19 protein-coding genes are annotated in these 23326 nt (G+C 74.8%); 10 read left to right on the top strand and 9 right to left on the bottom strand.

What is annotated here, in order from left to right; translation table 11 throughout:
- Positions 1-265: 265 nt before the first annotated feature.
- Both ACGF13_RS25600 and ACGF13_RS25595 read left to right on the top strand, forming a co-directional pair.
- Positions 266-409, top strand: coding sequence for a hypothetical protein (locus tag ACGF13_RS25600; RefSeq protein ID WP_392879005.1), 144 nt, complete (start codon positions 266-268; stop codon positions 407-409).
- A 485-nt stretch (positions 410-894) separates the two neighbouring features.
- A complete protein-coding gene (locus tag ACGF13_RS25595) occupies positions 895-1269 on the top strand; it encodes a transglycosylase SLT domain-containing protein (protein ID WP_392879002.1) in 375 nt (124 codons plus the stop codon).
- A gap of 440 nt (positions 1270-1709) precedes the next feature.
- Here the strand turns inward: ACGF13_RS25595 and ACGF13_RS25590 are convergent, their stop codons facing one another.
- Entirely contained in the window at positions 1710-4430 is a 2721-nt protein-coding gene (locus ACGF13_RS25590; protein WP_392879000.1) for a GNAT family N-acetyltransferase, read from the bottom strand.
- Between the two features lie 175 nt (positions 4431-4605).
- Between ACGF13_RS25590 and ACGF13_RS25585 the strand changes: the two genes are divergently transcribed.
- Entirely contained in the window at positions 4606-6969 is a 2364-nt protein-coding gene (locus ACGF13_RS25585) for a glycoside hydrolase family 65 protein (protein ID WP_392878998.1), read from the top strand.
- 91 nt (positions 6970-7060) lie between these two features.
- Here the strand turns inward: ACGF13_RS25585 and ACGF13_RS25580 are convergent, their stop codons facing one another.
- Positions 7061-7678: a hypothetical protein gene (locus ACGF13_RS25580; RefSeq protein ID WP_392878995.1), complete on the bottom strand. Its 618-nt coding sequence runs from the start codon at positions 7676-7678 to the stop codon at positions 7061-7063.
- A 262-nt stretch (positions 7679-7940) separates the two neighbouring features.
- Between ACGF13_RS25580 and ACGF13_RS25575 the strand changes: the two genes are divergently transcribed.
- The 3 genes from ACGF13_RS25575 (at position 7941) to ACGF13_RS25565 (ending at position 9660) form a co-directional block, all read left to right on the top strand.
- Positions 7941-8183: a DUF1918 domain-containing protein gene (locus tag ACGF13_RS25575; RefSeq protein ID WP_392878993.1), complete on the top strand. Its 243-nt coding sequence runs from the start codon at positions 7941-7943 to the stop codon at positions 8181-8183.
- Positions 8184-8445: 262 nt separating this feature from the next.
- A complete protein-coding gene (locus ACGF13_RS25570) occupies positions 8446-8979 on the top strand; it encodes a flavodoxin family protein (RefSeq protein WP_392878990.1) in 534 nt (177 codons plus the stop codon).
- 72 nt (positions 8980-9051) lie between these two features.
- Entirely contained in the window at positions 9052-9660 is a 609-nt protein-coding gene (locus tag ACGF13_RS25565) for a hypothetical protein (protein WP_392878988.1), read from the top strand.
- Between the two features lie 5 nt (positions 9661-9665).
- Here the strand turns inward: ACGF13_RS25565 and ACGF13_RS25560 are convergent, their stop codons facing one another.
- A complete protein-coding gene (locus ACGF13_RS25560; RefSeq protein ID WP_392878985.1) occupies positions 9666-10820 on the bottom strand; it encodes an NAD(P) transhydrogenase subunit alpha in 1155 nt (384 codons plus the stop codon).
- A gap of 160 nt (positions 10821-10980) precedes the next feature.
- Here ACGF13_RS25560 and ACGF13_RS25555 point away from each other — a divergent pair, with 160 nt between their 5' ends.
- Entirely contained in the window at positions 10981-14589 is a 3609-nt protein-coding gene (locus ACGF13_RS25555; RefSeq protein WP_392878983.1) for a hydantoinase B/oxoprolinase family protein, read from the top strand.
- A gap of 38 nt (positions 14590-14627) precedes the next feature.
- Here the strand turns inward: ACGF13_RS25555 and ACGF13_RS25550 are convergent, their stop codons facing one another.
- Together ACGF13_RS25550 and ACGF13_RS25545 are read right to left on the bottom strand one after the other, a co-directional pair.
- Positions 14628-15239 carry an ester cyclase gene (locus ACGF13_RS25550; protein WP_392878980.1) on the bottom strand — a complete coding sequence of 204 codons (612 nt, stop codon included), beginning with the start codon at positions 15237-15239 and terminating at the stop codon, positions 14628-14630.
- Positions 15240-15328: 89 nt separating this feature from the next.
- Positions 15329-16108 carry an SDR family oxidoreductase gene (locus ACGF13_RS25545; protein WP_392878978.1) on the bottom strand — a complete coding sequence of 260 codons (780 nt, stop codon included), beginning with the start codon at positions 16106-16108 and terminating at the stop codon, positions 15329-15331.
- A 130-nt stretch (positions 16109-16238) separates the two neighbouring features.
- Here ACGF13_RS25545 and ACGF13_RS25540 point away from each other — a divergent pair, with 130 nt between their 5' ends.
- The 3 genes from ACGF13_RS25540 to ACGF13_RS25530 are packed head-to-tail and all read left to right on the top strand — an operon-like array spanning position 16239 to position 18623.
- The gene (locus ACGF13_RS25540; protein ID WP_392878975.1) at positions 16239-17207 is read left to right on the top strand and encodes a LysR substrate-binding domain-containing protein; all 969 of its coding nucleotides are present in this window, start codon (positions 16239-16241) and stop codon (positions 17205-17207) included.
- A gap of 60 nt (positions 17208-17267) precedes the next feature.
- On the top strand, positions 17268-18308 hold the full coding sequence (locus tag ACGF13_RS25535; RefSeq protein ID WP_392878972.1) for a zinc-binding alcohol dehydrogenase family protein: 1041 nt from the start codon (positions 17268-17270) through the stop codon (positions 18306-18308).
- A 45-nt stretch (positions 18309-18353) separates the two neighbouring features.
- Positions 18354-18623 carry a hypothetical protein gene (locus ACGF13_RS25530; RefSeq protein WP_392878970.1) on the top strand — a complete coding sequence of 90 codons (270 nt, stop codon included), beginning with the start codon at positions 18354-18356 and terminating at the stop codon, positions 18621-18623.
- Between the two features lie 106 nt (positions 18624-18729).
- On the opposite strand, the gene ACGF13_RS25525 is transcribed toward ACGF13_RS25530, so the two are convergent.
- From ACGF13_RS25525 to ACGF13_RS25510, 4 genes are all read right to left on the bottom strand, one after another.
- On the bottom strand, positions 18730-19488 hold the full coding sequence (locus tag ACGF13_RS25525) for a thioesterase II family protein (protein WP_392878967.1): 759 nt from the start codon (positions 19486-19488) through the stop codon (positions 18730-18732).
- A gap of 84 nt (positions 19489-19572) precedes the next feature.
- Complete coding sequence (locus ACGF13_RS25520) at positions 19573-20808, bottom strand: cytochrome P450 (RefSeq protein ID WP_392878964.1); 1236 nt, start codon at positions 20806-20808, stop codon at positions 19573-19575.
- Complete coding sequence (locus ACGF13_RS25515) at positions 20805-22886, bottom strand: amino acid adenylation domain-containing protein (RefSeq protein WP_392878961.1); 2082 nt, start codon at positions 22884-22886, stop codon at positions 20805-20807. Before ACGF13_RS25515 ends, ACGF13_RS25520 begins: the two co-directional genes overlap by 4 nt.
- A gap of 34 nt (positions 22887-22920) precedes the next feature.
- On the bottom strand, positions 22921-23319 hold the full coding sequence (locus tag ACGF13_RS25510) for a nuclear transport factor 2 family protein (RefSeq protein ID WP_392878959.1): 399 nt from the start codon (positions 23317-23319) through the stop codon (positions 22921-22923).
- Positions 23320-23326: the final 7 nt, after the last annotated feature.

Genomic DNA, 23326 nt, shown 5'->3' with positions numbered 1-23326 from the left:
GCCGTACCCGGCCAGTTCACTCGGGCGCCGACACCGCCGCATGCGGCGTGCGGCCGTGTGGGTGACCGGCGCTCAGCCCGGGCGGATCACCGGAAGGGGCGGGCGGGGCAGGGACGGGAGCGTCCGGCCCCGGACGCCGCCGCGCCACCCGGCCGTACATCTCCTACTGCGAGGGGGACCCGACCCCCTCCGGAGGCGGTGATCCCCGTGCGCCGAGGCCAGGCCCACCCCGCTGCCGCCGACGCGCGTCCGGCGCGTCCGGCGGGTGCGGCACTACGGGCTGACCGGCGACGGGGCGGGCGCGGCCCAGACCCTGTTCTGCTTCGAGAACGGCGCGGCAGCGGGTCTGAACCTGTACGTGCAGTACTTCCGGAACCTCCAGGCGCTGCCCGCCACCGACCTCGCCTGAGCCGGGGGGCGTCGCCGGGGTGTGACCGCGGTCTCAGTGATGGCCGGTCGGCGGTGACTCAGCGCGACGGGGGCGGGTCGGGTGGTGATGCCGTCGGGGTTCAAACGGTGAGTGCGCTCACATGCGGTTGCGGGGCACGACGACGGCTAGGAATGTCCGTTTTGCCCGCTTTTCGCTGGGGGGTGGGTAGTGTCTGCGCAGGTCGGAAGGGGGTGGCGCGCCCGGCGTGGCCCCTCCTTCGAATCGGAGCCGCCCTCCTCGCTACGACGGCGGGTCGTAGCGAGGGGGTCTTGGCGGGGCCCGTTGCGGTCTGGCAACTTGGCATTCGTCGCCAGCCACACCGGCTCCTGTCCCGCCGGATGCGGCTAACCGCCGAGTCACACCCCGCGACCGTTCGGCCCCTGTCCGGCCACGGTCGGGGCGGGGCGTGACACCGGCCCAACCCGATTGAGGTCCTGCTCTACATGCCCGCTTTCAAGCTCCGTATGCGCACCTCTGCCGCGATCCTCGCCGGCGCCGCCGGCCTGACCGCCCTGGGTGCCGCCGTGGTCCCCACGGTCGCCTCGGCCGCCGACGCCTCCCCGCAGGCCCTCGCCGCCCAGATCGTGCCGGCGGACCAGCTGGCCTCGTTCAGCCAGATCATCTCCCACGAGTCGGGCTGGAACGTGACCGCGACCAACCCGAGCTCGGGCTCCTACGGACTGGGCCAGGCCCTGCCGGCCTCCAAGATGGCCTCCGCGGGTGCGGACTGGAAGACCAACCCCACCACCCAGATCAAGTGGGCACTGGACTACATGAACACCCGCTACGGCAGCCCCAACGCCGCCTGGAACTTCTGGCAGTCCCACCACTGGTACTAAGCCGACCCATCGGCTTCCCCCACACCCCGGGAGCCGGACAGGGACCACCGGAGTGACCCACGAGGGCCCGGCCGCGCAACCGCGCGACACGGGCCCTCACCCCGTTCCCGGGGCGGTGTTCCACACGCCGCTGTCGAGGGCGGGCTCCACTGGGCGGTGGTGGAGGTGCAGGCCCAGACGGCGAGGTCCTCGTTGTTGTTGACGGCGGCGGCGGCGGCTGATCGTCCGCGATCGATCAACAAGAAGTCAATGGCGCTCGCCGGAAGCCAGGACCCGTGAAGCAGGAGCGAATTACGGCCGACTGGATCGCTGGGATATTCCGGCTGTCCGTCGTGATGGCGGCATATCGTGTGAATGATGCTTTTCCAGCCAAGCAGCAGAAAAAGGACAGATCAGGCCGGTATTCGACGTCGACATGGAGAACTGACCCGCCGCCGGGCTCACTCCGCTTCGGCGGCCGCCGGGCGGCGCAGCCTGCGCAGGTAGGGGTCGAAGGACGGACGGCGTTCCAGGCGCACCCGGGCGTCCACGCAGACGGCGCCGTCGGGGCGCAGGATCACGGGGTTGACGTCGGCCTCGACGAGTTCCGGGAAGTCGTCGGCGAGGCGGGAGAGCCGGGCCAGGACGGAGCGGACCGCCGTGAGGTCGACGGCGGGCGCCCCGGCGTGGCCCGACAGCAGGGGCGCGCTGCGCAGCTCGTCGACCATGGTGGTCAGGTCGCGTTCGCTCAGCGGGGCGAGTCGGGCGGACCGGTCGGCCAGGACGTCCGCGGCGGTGCCGCCCGCCCCGAGCACCACCAGCGGCCCGAAGACCCGGTCCTGGACGATGCCCGCGAGCAGCTCGACACCGGGCGCGGCCATCGGCTGGACCACCGCTCCGGCCAGTTGCGGACCGAACCGCTCGGCGAACTCGCGGTAGGCGTCGCGTACTTCGCCGTCGGTGCCGAGCCCGGTGCGGACGGCGCCGAGCGCGCTCTTGTGCAGCTGCCCGGGCCAGTAGGCCTTCAGGGCCACCTCGTGCTCGTGCCCGAACCGGCGCAGCCCGCGCGCGGCGGTGACCGCCGTGTGCTCGTCGCGGGCCCACACCGTGGTGGTCAGCGGCAGTCCGTACGCCGCCAGCAGGTCGGCGGTGGACAGCGGGTCGAGCCAGCCGCCGTCGGGGTGGGCGGTGAGGTGGCCGTCGATCAGGCTGCGGGCGGCACGGCGGTCGCAGTCCGGGGCGTCGGCGGGCGGGGACGGGGCTTCGGCGAGCCGGCGGGCGCGGTCCCGGGCGTGGCCGAGGGCCCGGGCGGCGGCGACGGAGTCCGAGTACGCGGGCAGCATGCCGCCGTCGGCGCAGGTGCGGTAGCGCACGGGCACCTGCTGGTCGAGGAGCACGGCGGCGATCGGGACGCGGCGCCGGGCCGGGCCCTCCAGCAGGGCGCGCACCGGGTCCTGGGCGGGGGTGCTGCCCAGCGCCGTCGGCACCAGGCACACCAGGATCGCGTCGACGGCCTCCTCGCGTTCCAACGCCCGCAGGAAGAAGGTGAGTTCGTTCGGCCCGATGGCAGCCGTGGTGTCCACCGGGTTGCGGACGGAGGCGCCGGGAGGCAGCAGCTCGCCCAGTTCCGGCGGGAGTTCCGGCAGTTCCAGGCCGGCCTCGGCGCAGGCGTCCGCGGCGAGGATGCCGATGCCGCCGGCGTTCGAGACCACGGCGACCGCGCCGCGCGGGGCCGGCAGCGGCTGGGAGCGCAGCAGCGCGGCCGCCTCGACGAGTTCGTCGATGCTGCGGGTGGCCGTGATGCCCGCCTGCCGGAACAGCGCCTCCCGGGTAACGGTCGGGGTGGCGGCGGCCGCGGTGTGCGAGGCGGCGCCCCGGCGGCCGGCGGTGGAGCGTCCGGCGTCGACGGTCAGGACCGGGACGCTCCTGGTCACCCGGCGGGCGGTGCGGGCGAAGGCCCGCGGGTTGCCGAAGGACTCCAGGTGGAGCAGCGCGAGGTCGGTGCGGCCGTCGGCCTCCCACCACCGGAGCAGGTCGTTGCCGCTGACGTCGTACTTGTCGCCGAGCGACACGAAGCTCGACACACCGATGCCCAGCCAGGCCAGCCGCGACAGCAGGGCGATCCCCACGCCGCCGCTCTGCACGGCGACCCCGGCGCTGCCGGGCCGCGGGAAGGCGCCGCCGAACTCGGCGTTCAGCCGGACGGCGGGGTCGGTCTGCGCCATGCCGAGGCTGTTCGGTCCGACCAGCCGCATGCTGTGCCGGCGGCAGGCCCGCATCAGCCCGCGGGCCTCCTCGGCGCCCAGCCCGGAGGTGAGCACCACCAGGGCCCTCACCCCGGCGGCGCCGCACTCCTCGGCCGCCCCGGGGACGGCGCCGGCGGGCACGGCCAGCACGGCGAGGTCCGGCACGGCGGGCAGCGCGCGGACGGACGGGTACGAGGTCTCGCCGTCGATCTCGCCGGCGTGCGGGTTGACCGCCCACACCGCACCGGCGAAGCCGCCCCGCCGGATCTTCCCGAAGACGGTCCGGCCGACCGAGCCCTCCCGGCGGGACACCCCGACCACCGCGACCGAGGCCGGGCGCAGCAGCGCGGCGAGGCTGGCCAGGTCGGCGGTGCGCCCGCGTTCGTCCACTGCCGAGCGGTAGCGCTCGTCGCCCTCGTCCAGCGGCACCCGGACCCTGACCTCGCCCTGCGCGTACCGGCGCTCGACGGGCAGGCCGAGGTCCGCGAAGACCTGGTGGACGGCGTGGTTGCCGCCCAGGGTGTCGGCCTCGAAGAAGCGGACGCCGGCGGCCCGGGCGGCGTGCACCAGGTGCTCCAGCAGGAGGGTGGCGACGCCCCGGTGGTGCCAGCGGTCGGCCACCGCGAGGGCCAGTTCGGCCGTCTCGGGCGGGTCGTCGAGCAGCTCGCAGTCCGCTTCTCCGAGCAGTTCCTCCCCCACCCAGGCGCCGAGCGCCAGCAGGTCGGTGCGCGGCGGCCCGCACAGCCGGTCGGCGGCCTGCCGCGGCGCGTTGCGGCTGACGCCGAAGAACCGCAGCCGGCGGCTCTCCTCGGACATCCCGGCGGTGTGCAGGTCGAGCACCGCCGGGTGGTCGTCCGGCCGCAGCGGCCGGAGTTCGACGGTCGTACCGTCGGCCAGCAGGGCCTCGGCGCCGCCGAGCGGGTGGACGGTGGACATGGCACGCCTCCTGTCTCCGTCTCCCAGGCTCCACGCCCACCCCGGCCGATGGAAGGGCCGACCGGCACGGGCCGGTCGGGCGGCGGCCCGGCAGCGCCGTGCACAGACTGGAAGGCAGGCCGGTCGGCACGGAGGTCAGGTCGTGGCAGCAGACCCACCCACGGGGTATCCCGATATGCCGGACCCGTGGACCCTCCGCTACCGGGGCTTCGACCCGGCCGAGGAGGGCCTGCGCGAGGCGCTGTGCGCGGTCGGCAACGGCTACCTGGTCAGCCGGGGCGCCGCGCCGGAGTCGGCCGCCGACGGGGTGCACTACCCGGGGACGTACCTGGCGGGCTGCTACGACCGTGCGGAGTCGGCGGTCGCCGGACACGTGGTGGCCAACGAGGACCTGGTCAACTGCCCGAACTGGCTGCCGCTGACCTTCCGCCCGGCCGGCGGCGCGTGGTTCGCCGGCCCGCCCGCCGAGCAGACCCTGGAGCTGGACCTGCGCCGGGGGCTGCTGACCCGCACCGCCCTGGTGGTCGACGGGCAGGGGCGGCGGACCCGCCTCGTGCAGCGCCGCCTGGCCAGCCAGGCCCGGCCGCACCTGCTGGCACTGGAGAGCACCCTCACCCCGGAGAACTGGTCGGGCCCGTTCGAGGTCCGCTCGGGCCTGGACGGCCGCGTCGCCAACGCCGGGGTCGCCCGCTACCGGGGACTGGCCGGGCGCCACCTCGTCCCTGCAGGTCAGGGGGTGGACGAGAGCGGTCTGCTGCGGCTCGAGGCCGACACGGCGAACTCGCCCCTGCGGATCGCCCTGTGCGCCCGGACCGAGGCCGACCGGGAGCACACCTCGACGGCCGAGGTCCGCGACGGGTGGGTGGCCCGCCTCCTCACCATGGAGGCCGCCCCCGACCGCCCCGTCACCGTGACGAAGACCGTGGCCGTGCACACCTCCCGCGACCGGGCCGTCGAGACCCCGCTGCTCGCCTCCCGGCTGCTCGCCGCCGAGGCCGGGGAGTTCGACCAGTTACTCGCCGAACACGCCCTGCGCTGGGCGGAGTTGTGGCGCCGCTGCCGGATCGAGGCGGACTTCGACGGGGCCGGCCCGCTGCACCTGAACCTGTTCCACCTGCTCCAGACCTACTCGGAGCACTCCGTCGACCTGGACGTCGGCATCCCGGCCCGGGGGCTGCACGGGGAGGCGTACCGGGGGCACGTCTTCTGGGACGAGCTGTTCGTCCTGCGGCTGCTCAACCTCCGTTTCCCGGAACTCGCCCGCGCCGTGCTCCGCTACCGCCACCGCCGCCTCGACGCGGCCCGCCGCCAGGCCCGGGCCCTCGGGGTGCGCGGCGCGGTCTACCCGTGGCAGAGCGCCCGCGACGGCCGGGAGGAGTCCCAGCAGCGGCACCTCAACCCGCTGTCCGGCCGCTGGCTGCCCGACCACAGTCATCTCCAGCGGCACGTCGGCTCCGCCGTCGCGTACAACATCTGGCAGTACTACCAGTCCACCGGGGACCGGGACTTCCTCGCCACCGCCGGCGCCGAGACGCTGCTGGAGATCGCCCGGTTCTGGTCCTCCACGGCCGTCCACGACCCGACCCGAGGGCACTGGTCCATCCGCGGGGTGCTCGGCCCCGACGAGTACCACGACGCCTACCCCTGGGAGACCCGGCCGGGCCTGGACGACAACGCGTACACCAACGTCCTGGCCTCCTGGGTGCTGGCCCGCGCCCAGGACGCCCTGGACGTCCTGCCCGGCTACCGCCGCGACGAGCTGCGCGAACGCCTGGCGCTCGACGCCGCCGAGCTGGACCGCTGGCAGGAGGTCGGCCGACACCTGCACGTCCCGTTCCACGACGGCGTCCTGAGCCAGTTCGACGGCTACGAGCGCCTCGCCGAACTCGACTGGCCCGCCTACCGGCGCCGCTACCCGGACCTGCGCCGACTCGACCGGATCATGGAGGCCGAGGGCGACACCGTCAACCGCTACAAGGCCTCCAAGCAGGCCGACGCGCTGATGCTCTGGTACCTGTTCTCCGCCCGCGAGGTCCGCGACCTGCTGCGCCGCCTCGGCCACCCCGCCGGCCACGAACTGCTGCGCCGCACCACCGACTACTACCTGCGGCGCACCGTCCACGGCTCGACCCTCAGCTCGGTGGTACACGCCTGGGTGCTCACCCGCTGCGACCGCCGCGCCTCCTGGCGCCACTTCCGCGACGCCCTGGTCGCCGACCTCAGGGACAGCCAGCACGGCACCACCGCCGAGGGCGTCCACCTGGGCGCCATGGCGGGCGCCGTGGACCTGCTGCAGCGCTGCTACACCGGCCTGGAGGTCCGCGAGGACGCCCTCTGGCTGGACCCCCGGCTGCCCTCCGCCCTCGGCCGGCTGGAGCTGGACCTGCGCTACCGGGGCCACTGGGGCCTCACCGTCGCCGTCGACCGCCGCACCGTCACGGTCAGCCTGCACCAGGACCGTCAGGAGCCGGTCCGCATCCGCCTGCGCGGCAGCACGGCGACGGTCCGGCCCGGCGAGACGAGGCTCTTCCACCTCTGAGCGACGGAGCCACCCCTGAGCGACGGAGCCACCTCTGAGTGACGGAGCCCTCGGAAGCTCTGCGCGACGGAACCCTCGGCAGCGGGCCCGGTCACCGCCGCCCGGACCAGCGCGGCTCCACCTGCTCCCAGGCGGACTCCCAGTCCCGCTCGGCCCGACGGTCCAACCGGCGTCGGCGCAGCGCGAAGCAGCCGTCCGCGACGAGCGCGAGCACCAGGACCGTGCCCAGGCCCACCAGGACGGCCTCCGCGACGATCAGTTCGCCCGACCGGGGCGCGTCGACCGGCTGTCCGGCGCCGTTCAGCCCGACCGCCACGGCCGTCCCGGCCGGCGTGCCCGCCGGCACGGAGACGTGGCCGGCTCCCGGCCCCACCGGGTACGTCCAGCGGGCCGGGGCCTGCTCCCGCACGCGGCCCGCCCGCGGGTCGACCGACTCGGCCGGGCCCGTCGTCACGGCGGTGACGACGTGCCGGTCGCGGGCGGTGTCCCGCGCGTCGGCCGTCTCCACGTGGTGGACGAGCAGGGCCGCCACCGCCGCCAGGACGAAGGAGGCGAGCGCCGTCAGGACCGCCGACGCCACCAGGCGGCTGTACGCACGGTCGACCGGCCGGCAGAGCGGGTTGTGGTCCCGGCCGGCGGCCCGGCGCACGTGCCCGCGCAGGGTCGTGTGCGAGGCGGGACGCCTGCGCGTGGCGGCTGCGGCGGACATGACGCGTCTCCTCGGTGCCGGAACGGCTCTGTCTCGTCGGTACGGGCCGACGATCTCGCCGATCAGTCTCCCGGGCCCGCCGCCCGCCGCCGAGGGCCTGACGGCCCTGCTCGCCCGGGCCCCCGGGCCCCCGGGCTCGGGGCTGTGGTCCCCGAGGCGGGACCCGTCCGACCCCTGCCGAAACCCCCGTTCGGTGGTGCCATGGAAGTACGGACGGCCGGGGCCACGGGCCCGGGCCCCGCACCGAGCCAGGGAGACGGGCATGAAAGCCACCGTGGGAGACCGCATCATCGTCCAGGGCACCCGGCCGGGCGCGGCCCGCAGGGACGGCGAGATCGTCGGCCTGCACCACCCGGACGGCAGCCCGCCGTACGACGTCCGCTGGTCCGACGACGACCGGGTCACCGAGTACTTCCCCGGGCCGGACGCCCGGATCCACCACTTCGCCCACGAGCCCGCCGCCCCGGAACGCATCCCGCCGAACCCGCACCTGTTCGCCGACTGACGGGCCGCCCCCGTGACCGTCACCGTCGATCCGCGCACGCGTGGGCCGACCGGCGCCGAGGCCGCCCGACGGCTCGCCGAGCACGGCCGCGACGAGGTCGCCGCCGACCGACGGGTACCGCTGTGGGCCCGGGTGGCCGCGCCGCCGCCCGTCCGCCGCCCGTCCGCGCGGACGTGCCCGTCCTGCCGACAGGTCCGGCCGAACGGCCCACCTCGGCAGCGGAGTTCAGGCGCGAGACTGAAGAGGACGGAAGGTGGAGACCATGCACACCGTGATCGTGTACGAGAGCATGTACGGCAACACCCGGGAGATCGCCGAGGCGATCGCCGAGGGCGTGCACCAGGCAGATCCCGGGGCGGCCGTCGACTGCCTCCCGGTGGCCGAGGCCCACACCGACATCACCCGGACCGCGGACCTGCTGGTGGTCGGCGGCCCGACCCACCTGCGCGGCATGTCCTCCGGGCTCAGCCGCAGGGTGGCCGCCACGGCCGAGGGACACAAGGAGGGTGCTGAGGAGAAGGCGGCCGAGGCGCGGGAGACGGTCGAGGGTCCGGGCCTGCGGGCCTGGTTCCACGACCTTCCGGAGACCGAGTCCGGCACTTACGCCGCCGCGTTCGACACCCGGGTCGACACGTCCCGGGCCGGAGGCGCGGCCAAGGGCATCGCCCACCGGCTCTCCCACCACCGCTACGACGTGGTCGTCGAACCCGAGGGCTTCATCGTGGAGGACACCGACGGGCCGCTGCGCACCGGCGAACTCGACCGCGCCCGAGCCTGGGGCGCGAGTCTGCTCTGATCCCGCACCGAGGCGCCCTCGCGGCACCGGAGGGAGACTGGTCGAGGAGAGTGGAGGACAGGAGACGACGGGATGTCTGACGTCGGAGGGACCGGGCGCCGCGCCCTGGTCGGCGAGCTGGCCGGCCTGGTACGGCTGGCGAACACCGCGCTGGGCGGCGCGACGGCCGTACTCACGGACCCGGCCGACGGCGGCGCCGGGATCACCGCCGCGGAGAAGGCCCTGGCGGAACTGCTCACCCGGGTCGAGGAGGACGCCGCCGTGACGCCCGACGGCCGGGCCGCGATCGTGGTGGGCGTCCACGTGGGATGCGAGGTGGAGGCCCTCGGGCGGCTGGCTCTGCGGCTGCTGGAGGCGGCCTGGGCCCGCCAGGAGCGGGAGCCGTTCGACGAACGGTTGCGAGCGCCCCTGATCGGGATCGCCGACGCGGCGCTGGACCTGGTCGCCCGCTCCGCCGACGCCCTGGAGTCGGGCTCGGCCGGGGACATCGCGGACCTGCTGACGCGGCTGCACGAGCTCGGGCAGCGGCAACGGCTGCTGTACGAGCTGCTGCTCGGCGAGCAGGGCGGCGATCCGGTCGATGTCACCGACCTCGTGCTGCTGTCCTGCTGCTACCAGCAGTGTGCCGACCGCGCCGGGGCGATCGCCCGGCACGCCGGGCTGTTCTCGCACGCCGTCTGAACCCCTCAGGGAAGACCGGCGACGGCGGTCGCCGCCATCAGCAGCCGGGCGGTGGGTTCGTGCCGTACGGCGCCCCGGTCGGTCACCAGCATCGGGCCGAGAACGGGGTCCGCGCCCGGCGAGCCGGTGTGCGTCAGCCGGTCGAGCAGCGCGAGCACGTTGTGGGCGTACGCCCGCGAGGCCGTCCCGGGCGCCTGCGCCGCGAGGTCCTCCGCGCCGATCACCGTGACCCCGCCCCCAGCCGCCGTCGTCGTGCCCGGCAGGACGCCCTCGACGTTGCCGCCCTCCGGGCCGGCCGCGAGGTCCACCAGCACCGAGCCGCGCCGCAGCCGTGCCACCGTCGCCCCGTGCAGCAGGACGGGCGGCGGCCGGCCCGGCGGGGCGAGGGCCGTCACCACGAGGTCGTACCGCAGGACGGCCTCGGCCAGCCCCGCCGACCAGGCCGAACGGTCCCGGTCGAGCGGCTCCCCCAGCTCCCCCTCGTCCGCCACCGGGCGCAGCCCGGGCGGGTCCGACAGCCGGGCGCCCAGGGCCGCGGCCGCGGCGCGCTCGCGGGGGCGCGGTTCGACGGCGTCGACCGGGGCGCCGAGGCGGCGGGCGGTGTCGATCGCCTGGAGACCCGCCGGGCCCGCGCCGACCACGAGCACCCGGACCGGGTCGAACAGGCCGTCCGTCGTGCCCCAGGGCGGCAGGCAGCGGTCCAGATGCCCGGCGGCGAGCAGCACCGCCCGGTACCCGGCCACCCTGGCCTGGGAGGCCCCGGCGTCCAGCGGGTAGGCGGCGGGCAGGTCGGGCGCCAGGTCCAGGCCGATCGCCGTCACCCCGCGGTCCGCCCACTGCCGGACCAGGTACGGGATCCGCTGCGGCCGCAGCAGCGCGGCCAGCACCTGCCCGGGCCGCAGCTCGCGCGTCGGGTCGAGGTTCGGCGGGTGGATGCCGAGCAGGACGTCGGCACGGCGCAGCAGCCCGGCGCGCCCGGTGACGGTGGCGTCCGCGGCGCGGAACTCCGCGTCCTGGTGGCCGGCCGGTGCACCGGCTCCGGGCTCGACCAGGACGGTCACGCCGAGTCGCCCGACGGCCGGGACGAGGTCGGGCACCAGGGCCACCCGGCGCTCACCGGGCACGGTCTCGCGCAGCACCCCCACCGTCGTGGCCGTCATCGCCGCCTCCAGGAGTCGACCCTCCCGCCCAGTATGTTCCGTTTGCCCGGGTCGTTCGCCCGGTCGGATACTCGTGCGCGGGGCCACTCGTGCGCGCACCACCACGCGCATACGGACGCCACGCGCGGAACGCCACGCGGCAGGGCGGAGGGAGCCGGTCATGGCAGCCAGGGGCTGGCAGTTCTGGGTGGACCGGGGCGGGACCTTCACCGACGTGGTCGCGCTGGCACCGGACGGCCGACTGCTGACCCGCAAGCTGCTCTCGCACGACCCGGCCCGCTACCGCGACCCGGCCGTCGCCGGGATCCGGGCCCTGCTGCCGCCCGACGCCGACCTCGGAGCGCACGTCGACTCCGTCCGGATGGGCACCACGGTGGCCACCAACGCCCTGCTGGAGCGCACCGGCGAGCCGACCGCGCTGTGCGTCACCCGCGGCTTCGCGGACGCGCTGCGGATCGGCTACCAGAACCGGCCGCAGATCTTCGCCCGCGAGATCGTCCTGCCCGAGCCGCTCTACGCCCGGGTCGTCGAGGTGGACGAACGGATCACCGCCGACGGCGAGGTGCTGCGCCCGCCGGACCTCGACCGGCTCGCCGAGGACCTGCGCGGCTGCCTGGACGACGGCATCCGCTCGGTCGCGGTGGTCTGCCTGCACAGCTGTCTGTACCCCGCCCACGAACGGGAGATCGGCCGGCTCGCCGAGCGGCTCGGCTTCGACCAGGTGTCGCTGTCCAGCGAGGCGAGCCCGCTGATGAAGGTGGTGCCGCGCGGGGACACCGCCGTGGTCGACGCCTACCTCGACCCGGGCCTGCGCCGCTACGTCCGCCAGGTCGCGGAGGAACTCGCCGGTGTCCGGCTGATGTTCATGCAGTCCAACGGCGGCCTCGCCGAGGCCGGGCACTTCCGGGGCAAGGACGCGATCCTCTCCGGCCCGGCGGGCGGCATCGTCGGCATGGTGCGGATGTCCGAACTGGCGGGCCGCGACCGGGTGATCGGCTTCGACATGGGCGGCACCTCCACCGACGTGTCGCACTTCGCGGGCGAGTACGAGCGGGTGGTGACCACCCGGGTCGCCGGAGTCCGGCTGCGGGCGCCGATGCTGGCGATCCACACCGTGGCGGCGGGCGGCGGCTCGGTGCTGCGCTTCGACGGCGAACGCCTGCGGGTCGGACCGGACTCGGCCGGCGCCGACCCGGGGCCGGCCTGCTACCGGGGCGGCGGGCCGCTGACCGTCACCGACGCCAACCTGCTGCTCGGCCGCATCCAGGCTGGGCACTTCCCGCGCGTCTTCGGGCCGGACGGCGACCAGCCGCTCGACACCGACCTGACCCGGCGCCGGTTCGCCGAACTGGCCGACGAGATCGGCGGCCTCTCGGCGGAGGAGACGGCCGAGGGCTTCCTGCGGATCGCGGTGGGCGACATCGCCAACGCGATCAAGCGGATCTCCGTCCAGCAGGGCCACGACGTCACCCGCTACGCCCTGACCACCTTCGGCGGCGCGGGAGGCCAGGTCGCCTGCCCGGTGGCCGAGGCGCTGGGCATCCGCACCGTGCTGGTGCCGCCGATGGCCGGGGTGCTGTCGGCCCTCGGCATCGGCCTGGCCGACACCACCGTCCTGCGCGAGCAGGCCGTCGAACGGCCGCTCGCCGAGGAGGAGATGGCCGCGGTACGGGCTCTCGCCGACGAACTCGCGCAGACGGCCACGGGCGAGCTGCTCGACCAGGGCGTCCCGCGGAACCGGATCCGGCTGACCCACCGGGCCCGGCTGCGCTACCAGGGCACCGACACCACGATCGGAGTCCCGCTGGGCGAACCGGCCGGCATGCGGGCCGAGTTCGAGGAGCGGCACCGGGCCACCTACTCCTTCCTGATGGACCGCCCGCTCGTGGTCGAGGCCCTCGCCGTGGAGGGCACCGGCCTGACCGAGCAGCCCGCACTCGACGCCCTCTCCCCCGCCGGCGCCGCGGCCGAGCCCACCGGTACCGCGGCGGAGCCCGCCGGCACTACCGCCGAGCCCGCCGCCGTCCGCCTGCACACCGGCGGCCGGTGGAGCCAGGTCCCGCTGCTGGAGCGGGAGTCGATGCGCGCGGACGACACCGTCGCAGGCCCGGCCGTGATCGCCGAGGCCAACGCCACCACCGTGGTGGACGCCGGCTGGAAGGCCACCGTCACCGCCGCCGGGCACCTGCTGGTCGAGCAGGTCGGCGCCACCGCCGAGGAGGTCGTGCCGACCGCCGCCGACCCGGTGCTGCTGGAGGTCTTCAACAACCTCTTCATGGCGATCGCCCAACAGATGGGCGCCCGACTGGAGTCCACCGCCCAGTCGGTCAACATCAAGGAGCGGCTCGACTTCTCCTGTGCGCTCTTCGACCCGGACGGCAACCTCGTCGCCAACGCCCCGCACATCCCCGTCCACCTCGGCTCGATGGGCACCACCGTCAAGGAGGTGCTCCGCCGGCAGGGCCCGCGGATGCGCCCGGGCGACGCCTACGCCGTCAACGACCCGTACCACGGCGGCACCCACCTGCCCGACATCACCGTGGTCACCCCGGTCTTCGACCCGGACGGGAAGGACGTGCTGTTCTTCGTCGCCTCCCGCGGCCACCACGCCGAGATCGGCGGCACCGCCCCCGGCTCGATGCCGGCCGACAGCCGCGAGATCCACCAGGAGGGCGTGCTCTTCGACAACTGGCCGCTGGTGGTGGACGGGCGGCTGCGCGAGGAGGAGACCGTCCGGCTGCTCACCGAGGCGCCGTACCCGTCCCGCGACCCGGACACCAACCTCGCCGACCTGCGCGCCCAGATCGCCGCCAACCGCAAGGGCGTCGACGAGGTCAACGCGATGATCGACCACTTCGGACTCGACGTCGTGCAGGCCTACATGCGGCACGTCCAGGACAACGCCGAACAGGCGGTGCGCCGCGCCGTCGAGGGCCTCACCGACGGCACGTACCGCTACGAGACCGACTCGGGCGCGGTGATCGCCGTCTCGGTGCGCGTCGACCGCCGGGAACGCAGCGCCGTCATCGACTTCACCGGCACCTCCCCCCAGCTCGACGGCAACCTCAACGCGCCCTCCGCCGTCGTCACCGCCGCGGTCCTGTACGTCTTCCGCACCCTCGTCGCCGACGACATCCCGCTCAACGACGGCTGCCTGCGCCCCCTGCGGATCGTCGTGCCGCCCGGCTCCATGCTCGCCCCCGAGTACCCCGCCCCCGTCGCCGCCGGGAACGTGGAGACCTCCCAGGCCATCGTCGGCGCCCTCTACGCCGCACTCGGCGTGCAGGCGGAGGGCTCCGGCACGATGAACAACCTGAGCTTCGGCAACGCGGAGCACCAGTACTACGAGACCATCGCCTCCGGCTCCGGCGCCGGCCCGGACTTCGACGGGGCGGACGCCGTCCAGACCCACATGACCAACTCCCGCCTCACCGACCCCGAGGTCCTGGAGTGGCGACTGCCGGTCCTGGTCGAGGAGTTCGCCGTCCGCCCCGGTAGCGGCGGCACCGGGCGCCACCACGGCGGCAACGGCGCGCTGCGCCGGCTGCGCTTCCGCGAACCCATGACCGTCAGCCTGCTCACCAGCCACCGCCGCGTCCCCCCGTACGGCCTCGACGGCGGCTCCCCCGGCGCCCTCGGCGACAACCGGGTCCTGCGCGCCGACGGCACGGTCGAGGAGCTGCCCGGCTGCGGAAGCGCCGAACTCGCCACCGGGGACGCCCTGGAGATCCGCACCCCGGGCGGCGGCGGCCACGGCAGCCCGGCCTGACGATCCGCCCGGCGTACGCGTCCGGCTGCCGCGAGCCGTCAGGCGTGGACGCCCAGTTGGGCCAGCAGCGTCGCGTTGTCCTCGATGTGCCAGTCCTCGGTGATCCGGTCGGTACCGACGTGCTGGATGTCGATGGCGTTGAACTCGACGCGCTGGCCCTGGCCCCGCACGCCGTCGAAGGTGCCGGTGAAGTGGCCCCGGAAGACCAGCCGGGCGGTGATCTTGTCGCCGGCGACCAGGAGGTCGGACAGCTCGCAGGTCAGGTCCGGCACCGCGGCACGGAAGTTCCTCGAGGCGAACAGCGGCCCGGCGGGGCCCTGAGGACGGCCCGGCGGCAGGGTGTTGTCGCGGAACTGCGGGCTGACCGCCGCGTCCAGGTAGCGCTGCTGCCCGGTGTTCCAGAAGGTGTACAACTGCTGGGCCAGGTGGACCTCCTGGGCCGCTCGCCGGGCGCCGACCGAGCGGTCCGCGGTGAGCGCCTTCGGCTGGACGAGACCGGGCGAACGGTCGATCAGTCGCTGCGGCCAGTCGTGGGCGGAGTCGTGGCGACCGCTGTCGTGAGCGGGGGCGGCCGCTGCGGTGCCGCCCGCCAGGGCGGCCACGGCCGCCAGGACGGCGGCGGTACGGATGAGGGTGCGCGGGCGGCGCATGGGAACAGCTCCTCGGATCGGGGTGGGCACGCCCGGGGGCCGGGCGCGCCGGGGGGGGAGAAAGGGGAAGAAGACGCCGCGGCCGCGGCTCAGGCAAGCCGGCCGCCGCCGTCGACGTGCAGCACCGTGCCGGTGACGTACGGGTTGTCGATGGCGTAGAAGACCGCCTTGACCAGGTCCTCCGGGGTGCCGACGCGCCGGGCCGGGTTGCGCTCGGCGACCCCGCGCAGGAACGCCTCCTTGTCGGCGCCCAGGCCGTCCCAGGAGCCGGTGTCGACGATGCCGGGGGAGACCGCGTTGACCCGGACCGGCGCGATCTCGACCGCCAGCGCCCGCACCAGGAAGGCCAGCGCGCCGTTGGTGGTGGCCATCACCGTGCGCGCCGGTGCCGGGCGCCACGCGGCCACGCCGGAGAAGAAGGTGAACGAGCCGCTCTCGGCGACCTGCCCGACCAGGTGCTTGGCCAGCAGCAGGGGGCCGATCACCTTCGCCGCGAACGCCCGCTGCACGTCGGCCGCCTCGAGCTCCCGCAGCGGACCGTTGGCGGGCATCGCGGCAGTCGAGACCAGGTGGTCGAAGCGGCCGGCCCGGGCGGCGAAGTCGGCGATCGACCGCTCGTCGGCGAGGTCGAGGGCTATCACCTCGGACGGTCCGGTCAGCTCGCCGGCCGTCCACTCCAGCTTGCGCGGGTCCGGGCCCGCCAGCACCAGGGAGGCGCCGGCCGCCGAGGCGGCCCTGGCCAGGGCCCGCCCGGTACGGGAGCCGGCGCCGACCACGACGAGCCGTCGGTCCTGGAGCGAGGCCGGGAGCGAGGCCGGGAGCGAGGCCGGGAGCGACGTGGTGCCGGGTGCGGAGGCGGAAACGGACATGGGGAACTCCTGGGGATCGTCGGGGAATCAGGCCGCCCGCTGCTTCCCGCGGCGGCCACACCACGACCCTCTCCCGGCCGCCCGTGATGAGTCCAAGGCTTGTTTTCTACCCCAGCGATAAAATCCGCTCATGGCAACGCCGACACTCAGGCAGCTCGAGTACCTGACCACCGTGGTCGACACCGGATCGTTCACCCGGGCGGCCGAACAACTGCACGTCACCCAGCCCGCGCTCTCCCACCAGATCCGCGCCCTGGAGGGCTCCCTCGGCGGCCCGCTGCTGGAACGGCTGCCGCGCTCCGTACGGCTCACCCCGATGGGCCGGGCGGTCCTGCCGCACGCCCGCGCCGCGCTGGCCGAGGCCGAGCGCCTGCACACGGCGGCCCGCCGGACGTCCGGCCTGGAGGAGGGCGAACTGGAGGTCGCCGTCGTCTACTCGGTCAGCCTCGGCATCCTGCCGCCGGTGCTCCGGGACTGGCACCGCCGCCACCCCGGCGTGCGGATCCGGCTGCGCGAGTACGCCCACACCGACCGGCTCCAGGAGGCCATGCTCGCGGGCCGCGCCGACCTCGCCATCGGGCCCGCGCCGACCGGCTGGGAGGGGCCGATCCGGGAGCTCGGCGTCGAGGAGTTCACCATCGTGCTGCCCGCCGAGGACCCACTGGCCGACCGCCCCACCGGCACGGTCGAACTGACCGAACTCGCCGACCGCGACTGGGTCCACTACGCCCCCGACAACGGCCTCGCCGACCTCCTGGACCAGGTCTGCGCCCGGGCCGGCTTCCGCCCCCGGGCGGCGATCCGCGCGGAGCAGACCTCCGCCGCGCCGCTGCTCGCCGCGGCCGGGCTCGGCCCCGCCCTGGTGCCCGCCAACATCGTCCCGGCCCACTTCGAGGGCGCCCTGCTGCGCCCGGCTCCCCCGATCCTGCGCACCCTGACCGCCTACACCCGCACCCGCCCGGACCCGCTCACCGTGGCCTTCGCCGACCTCCTGGCCAGCCGGGCCCGGGTCGACCCCGCCGACCCCGCCGGCCCCGGCCGGTCGGCCGGGTTCGCGCCGAACGGGCCGGGCCCGTCGGGCGCAGCGCCGAACGCGTGATCACGCAGCAGACTTGAACGCGGACGTCCGACGTCACGGGCCGAGCGGCAGGAGACGGCGATGAGCACGACGGAACCCCTCCCCACGGAGACCGACGCCTGGGCGGTGGACCGCCCGGGGCCGGTCGGCGGGCCTGGGCCGGGACCACTGGTGTGGGAGCGGCGGCCGCTGGAGCCGCCCGGGCCGCAGGAGATCCTGGTGGAGGTGGAGGCCTGCGGGGTGTGCCGCACCGACCTGCACCTCGCGGAGGGGGACCTCTCCCCCAGGACGGCGCGGTGCACCCCCGGACACGAGGTGGTCGGCCGCGTGCTGGCGGTCGGTGCCGGAGCCGAGGGGTTCGCCGTCGGGGACCGGGCCGGGGTGGCCTGGCTGGCCGGGACCTGCGGCCGGTGCGGCTACTGCCGCAGCGGGCGGGAGAACCTCTGCCCCGACTCCCGCTACACCGGCTGGGACCGGCCCGGCGGCTACGCCCGGCACCTCACCGCCGACGCCCGCTACGCCTACCGGCTGCCCGAGGGCCCGCCCGCTGACGAACTGGCCCCGCTGCTGTGCGCCGGGATCATCGGCTACCGCGCCCTGGAACGCGCCGAACTGCCCACCGGCGGACTGCTCGGCATCTACGGCTTCGGCGCGTCCGCGCACCTGACCGCCCAGATCGCCCTCGCCCGGGGCGCCCGGGTCGCCGTGTTCACCCGCGCCGCACCCGCCCGGCGACTCGCCCTGGACCTCGGCGCCGGTTTCGCCGGCGACTCCTACGACCCGCCCCCGGAACCACTGGACGCGGCCATCCTCTTCGCCCCGGCCGGCGAACTCGTGCCCGCCGCCCTCGCCGCCCTGGACCGCGGCGGCACGCTCGCCGTCGCGGGCATCCACCTCACCGACATCCCGCGACTCGACTACCAGCGGCACCTCTTCCAGGAACGCACCCTGCGCAGCGTCACCGCCAACACCCGCGCCGACGGGCGGGCCTTCCTCGCGGAAGCGGCCCGCACCCGCCCGGCCGTCCACGTGACCCGCTACCCCCTGCGACAGGCGGACACCGCCCTCGCGGACCTCGCCGCCGACCGGGTCACCGGCGTCGCGGTGCTCGTCCCCGAGTAGTCGAAGGAGCCGAGCGGTCGAAGCGGCAGGCCAGGGCGAGGTTCGTTGCCGGCCGGGCTCGCCACCGACCACCGGGGGCGCAGCTTCCTGTACTACCTGGACGTCGAGTTCGACGAGACCGTGCGCCGGCACGCCACCCGCCCGCTGGCCGCCGAGGTCTCCCCCGACCAGATGGCCGGCTGGTACCGGGCGCACGACCTCCTGCCCGGGGGCCTCGAACGGGTCATCGGGCAGGACAGCAGCCTCGACACCACGGTCACGCGGATCGTGACCGACACCGCGCTCACCCCACCCGGCTGGACGCCACGTCTCTGAAACGACGGCCGAACGGCCTGTCCGGCTTCGGCGGATGACCGCCGCCGTACTGATCCGGCCGACCACTGATCGGGCGGCCGCGGCTGCGGCCGCCCGATCGGCGGTGTCACGGGGTGTGGGGCGGGCCGGGAGTCAGATCCGCGACCAGGAGCGCCAGCAGTTCCGCCGGCGCCTCGATGAAGCGGTAGTGGCCTCCCTCCAGGAGTTCGAAGGACGCTTCGCCGCAGGCCGACCAGCCGGTCATCAGCGACGGCGGGATGCCCGTGTCCTCGGTCCAGCCGATGGCGGTGATCGGGCAGGGCAGCCGGAGCGGCTCGGCCACGTGGTAGCGCTTGTTCATGTCGACGTCGTTCCGCAGGACGCCGAGGTAGAGGGCGAGCAGGCTCGGTTCCAGGGTGCCGCCCAGTTCCGCGACGAGCCCGCGCAGTTCGGCGGCCAGCTCGTCGTCGTCCATGCCGAGGAAGCGGCCGTAGGGGCCGTCCTGCGGTGCGACCTCGGCGGAGACGAACACCTGGGTCGGGGCGGGGCAGCCCCTTTCGACCAGCCGTACGGCGGTCTCGTACGCCGCCAACGCGGAGCCGCAGTGCCCGAACAGGGCGTAGGGACGGTCCAGGTAGGGGCGCAGCGCTTCGCAGAGGTCGTCGGCCATCGCCTCGTAGGTGGTGTGGGCGGGCTCGCGCATCCGGTTCTCCCGGCCCGGCAGCTGCACGGGGCAGAGCTCGACGCCGTCGACCGATGACGGCCACCGGCGGTACATGCTCGCCCCGCACCCCGAGTACGGCAGGCAGAACACCCGTGCCGGTGCCACCGGCGACGGCTCGCGGATGAACCACTTGTTGCGGATGGGGGCCGTCGGAGCGTCCACTGATGACCTTCCGGGTGGGGGTTTCTTCTCGGGTTCGGCTGCGGTGATGCCGGCAAGGGTGAGGGCGGCGGCGAGGAGCGGCGCCTATCGGGTCCGCGCGGTGATCGGCAGGTGTGTGAAGCCCGCGATGACGTTCGAGCGCATGCGCCGCGGCGTCCCGGCGAGTTCGAAGTCGGTGAACCGGCCGAGCAGTTCGGCGAACAGGATCCGCAGGGCCACCCGTGCGACGGTGTGTCCGATGCAGTAGTGCGCGCCGACGCCGAACGCGATGTGCTTGTTGGGCCGCCGTCGGATGTCGAAGGTGTCCGGGTCGGCGAACACGGTCTCGTCGCGGTTGGCCGACCCCAGCCACACGACGACCGCGTCCCCGGCGGGGATCGGCATGCCCCGGATCTCGACGTCGCGGGTGGCGTGGCGCATGAAGTGCTGGGTGGGCGAAGCCCATCGCAGGGCCTCCTCCACGCCGCTGTGGAGCAGCTCCGGGTGTGCTGCCCAGTCGTCCAGGACCGCGGTCCCGGCCAGTTCGACCATCGCCGCGATCGGTGGCTGGGCGGTGGTGACGGTCGCACCGAGGAGCAGGCTGTAGCAGTTGGACACGATCTCGCCCGGCGACAGTCGGCGTCCGTCCAGTTCCATGGTGAGCAGCACGCTGATCAGGTCGTCACCCGGTGCGCGCCTCCGCGCGGTGACGGTGTCCTGGAAGTAGGCGAACAGTTCACGGTGGGCGGTCACGAGGGTGGCCCGTGGTCCGTCGGCGAGCTGGAACTCGGGGTCGTCGGCGGCGATGCAGGCGTGGGCGAGCCGGACGAGCCGCGGCCAGTCCTGCTCCGGTAGCGCCATCATGGTGCCGATCACGGCCATCGGCAGGCCGGCCATGGCGGCGGCGAAGTCGTACGGGCCGCCGTCGGCCAGCGGCCGGAGCAGTTCGACGACGACCCGGCGGATGGCCTCCCGGTCGTTCTCCACCGTCTTGATCGACAGCGCCTGCTGCAGCGGGCCGCGCAGGTGCGAGTGCCGGGGCGGGTCGGTCGCGGCCATCTGCCGGCCGCCGGCGGGGTCGCCCTGGCCGAGGAGGTTGAGCAGGGTGCCCTGTTCGGAGGTGAACGTGTCGTGGTCGCGCAGGACCCGGCCGGCCTCGGCGTGGCCGACGATCGACCAGTAGCCGATGTCGCCGACCGGCTGCCAGCTCACCGGGGCGTGGCGGCGCAGCCGTCGCCACACCTCGTGGGCCCCGCCCGAGTGGTGGAGGTCGGGGTCGATCAGGTCGACCGGCTGCGGGGCGAGGACCGGGCACCGCGTGGTCGGGGGAAGCGTCGTCATCGGTGCCGCTCCTCCCCCGCCGCGCCGTCCGGGCCCACCGTCCCGTCGTCCGGGCCCACCGCCGCGTCGGCCGGGCTTTCTGTCGGGCCGTCCGAGCCGTCCGGGTCGTCCGCCGGCCGGATCCGGGCGGTGAGGGCCGTCGCCAGTTCGGCGACGGTCGGCGACAGGTACAGGGTCTGCGCGGGGAGGTCCACGCCGAACTCGCGCTGGGTGGCGACCAGGAGGTCGGTGGCCAGCAGGGAGTGTCCGCCGAGGTCGAAGAAGTCGTCGCCGACGCCGACCGGTTCGACGCCGAGGACGTCGCCCCACAGCTCGGCCAGTCGCGTCTGCACCTCGGTGAGGGGCGGGACGAACTCGTTGGCCACGTTGCGCGGTACCCGGGTGGCGGTGGGCAGGGCCGCGCGGTCGATCTTGCCGTTGCGGTTCAGCGGCAGTTCGGGACGGACGAGGATCGCCCAGGGGATCAGGTAGTCCGGCAGCCTGTCCCGCAGTTCACGGCGCAGCCGCCGACCGAGGTCGGCGGTACTCGCCGGAGCGGGTTCCGCGGGCACGACGTAGGCCAGCAGCCGGGTGCCGCCCGCAGGATCGGGCTGCGGCAGCACGACGGCGTGCCGCACCTCGGCGAGCCGTTCCAGCTCGACCTCGACGGCGCGCGGCTCGGCACGGTAGCCCTGGACCTTGACCTGGTCGTCCGCGCGTCCGACGAACTCCAGCGTGCCGTCCGGCAGCCATCGCACGAGGTCTCCGGTCCGGTACATCCGGGCGCCCGGTTCGGTCCCGAAGGGATCCGGCAGGAACCGTTCGGCGGTCGCGGCCGGGCGGCCCAGGTAGCCGCGGGCCAGGCCCGCCCCGGCCACGTACAGTTCGCCGCACTCGCCGGCGGGCACCGGCGTGAGGTCGTCGTCGAGCACGGCGACCCTGGTGCCGCTGATCGGGCGGCCGATCGGCACGCTCCGCAGTTCCGGGAGGGTGCTGCTGGTCCAGCAGGTCGTGTACGTGGTGTTCTCGGTCGGTCCGTAGCCGTTGGTGAAGAGCAGCTCCGGGTGGCGGGCCAGCAGGTGCCGGACGTGGCTCGGCGAGGCCACGTCGCCCCCGGTGAGGACGTGCCGCACGTCGGCGAACGCCTCCGGGTGGGAGCTCGCCATCTGGTGGAAGAGCCCGGTGGTCAGCAGCAGGACCGTGACGCGCTCGGCACGGACGACGCGTGCCACGTGCTCCAGTGTGATGGCGACCGGGGGGAAGAGCACCAGTCGGCAGCCGTTGACGAGGGGGGCCCAGATCTCGAACGTGGAGGCGTCGAACGCGACCGGCGCGAGGTGGAAGAAGACGTCCTCGGGACGGACGTCCATCCAGTCCGCGCCCCGGACGAGCCGGTCGATCGCCCGGTGGGGCACGCCGACGCCCTTGGGCTCGCCGGTGGAGCCCGAGGTGTAGCTGACGTAGGCGAGCCGGTCCGGGTCGCCGGGGCGGGCGGGAGCCGCCGGCCCGGTGGCCGGCTGCTCCTGGATCGGGCGCTCCTCCGTCACCGTGACGACGGTGCCCAGCAGGTGCTCCCCCAGGGCCTCTTCCGTGATCACCATGCGCGCGCCGGCGTCCTCGAGCAGCAGCGCGTGGCGGCCGGCCGGGTCGTCCGGTTCGAGTCCGAGGTAGGCGCCGCCCGCGATGAGGACGGCGAGCAGGGCCACGACCAGCTCCGGCGAGCGCGGCACCAGCACGCCCACGACGTCCTCCTGCGCCAGTCCGGCCGCTCGCAGTCGCGTGGCGAGCCGGTGGGCGCGGTCGTGGAGCTGCCGGTAGGTCAGGGTCTGTCCGTCGCAGGTGACGGCGGGCGCGTGCGGGGCCCGCTCCGCCTGTTCGGCGACCAGCTCGTGGATGGCCCGTGCGTCGAAGGGTGGCCGTCCGCTGCCGACGAACGCCGGGTTGTCGGAGGTGAGGAGCGTCTTGGTCAACTGCTTCCCGCTTTCCTGTGCTGGGGTGTCCCCGTCGGGGTTGGACGAGCTGCCGCGCGGGCCGGCGCCGTGGTGGCCGCTGCCGGCGCTGTCCGGTGGGTGGTCGTCCCGGTGGCCGGTGCGCGGCACGGGGTGTGTGGTGTCACCGGGTGTGGCCACCGGCTCAGACCGCCGGCACGTGGAAGAAGGTGTGCCGCGAGGCGATGCGGCCCTGCGGGGTCATCCGGAAGAAGTCCGCGAACCGCAGTTCGACCTCACCGCCGTCGTGCAGCACGCCGCGGAACAGGCCGTGCACCGCCACCTCGTCGTCGGTCGTGACGACGGTGGCCAGGGTGTGCACGCCGGTGCGGATCACCCGCTGGTCTCGGTAGAAGCGTTCCAGTTCGGCGTGCCCGACCATGGGTTCGTACCCGGGGCGGTGGTAGCGGGCGTCCGGGGCGAACAGGGCGACCAGCGCGGGCACGTCCCCGGCGTCGACGAGCTGGTAGTACCGGTGGACCTGGGACACCCCAAGCGCCGGGGTCACCGGGTCGGCCGGGGCGGTCGGGGTTGCCGCGACCACCGGTGTT

Source organism: Kitasatospora sp. NPDC048286, assembly GCF_043201735.1.
Taxonomy (GTDB): Bacteria; Actinomycetota; Actinomycetes; order Streptomycetales; family Streptomycetaceae; genus Kitasatospora.
This window is presented reverse-complemented; position numbering and strand designations above follow the sequence as displayed.

Coding starts and splice junctions, on each gene's coding strand:
- ACGF13_RS25595 (WP_392879002.1), top strand. CDS start 895: ATGCGCACCTCTGCCGCGATCCTCGCCGGCGCCGCCGGCCTGACCGCC.
- ACGF13_RS25590 (WP_392879000.1), bottom strand. CDS start 4,430: ATGTCCACCGTCCACCCGCTCGGCGGCGCCGAGGCCCTGCTGGCCGAC.
- ACGF13_RS25585 (WP_392878998.1), top strand. CDS start 4,606: ATGCCGGACCCGTGGACCCTCCGCTACCGGGGCTTCGACCCGGCCGAG.
- ACGF13_RS25580 (WP_392878995.1), bottom strand. CDS start 7,678: ATGTCCGCCGCAGCCGCCACGCGCAGGCGTCCCGCCTCGCACACGACC.
- ACGF13_RS25575 (WP_392878993.1), top strand. CDS start 7,941: ATGAAAGCCACCGTGGGAGACCGCATCATCGTCCAGGGCACCCGGCCG.
- ACGF13_RS25570 (WP_392878990.1), top strand. CDS start 8,446: ATGCACACCGTGATCGTGTACGAGAGCATGTACGGCAACACCCGGGAG.
- ACGF13_RS25565 (WP_392878988.1), top strand. CDS start 9,052: ATGTCTGACGTCGGAGGGACCGGGCGCCGCGCCCTGGTCGGCGAGCTG.
- ACGF13_RS25560 (WP_392878985.1), bottom strand. CDS start 10,820: ATGACGGCCACGACGGTGGGGGTGCTGCGCGAGACCGTGCCCGGTGAG.
- ACGF13_RS25555 (WP_392878983.1), top strand. CDS start 10,981: ATGGCAGCCAGGGGCTGGCAGTTCTGGGTGGACCGGGGCGGGACCTTC.
- ACGF13_RS25550 (WP_392878980.1), bottom strand. CDS start 15,239: ATGCGCCGCCCGCGCACCCTCATCCGTACCGCCGCCGTCCTGGCGGCC.
- ACGF13_RS25545 (WP_392878978.1), bottom strand. CDS start 16,108: ATGTCCGTTTCCGCCTCCGCACCCGGCACCACGTCGCTCCCGGCCTCG.
- ACGF13_RS25540 (WP_392878975.1), top strand. CDS start 16,239: ATGGCAACGCCGACACTCAGGCAGCTCGAGTACCTGACCACCGTGGTC.
- ACGF13_RS25535 (WP_392878972.1), top strand. CDS start 17,268: ATGAGCACGACGGAACCCCTCCCCACGGAGACCGACGCCTGGGCGGTG.
- ACGF13_RS25520 (WP_392878964.1), bottom strand. CDS start 20,808: ATGACGACGCTTCCCCCGACCACGCGGTGCCCGGTCCTCGCCCCGCAG.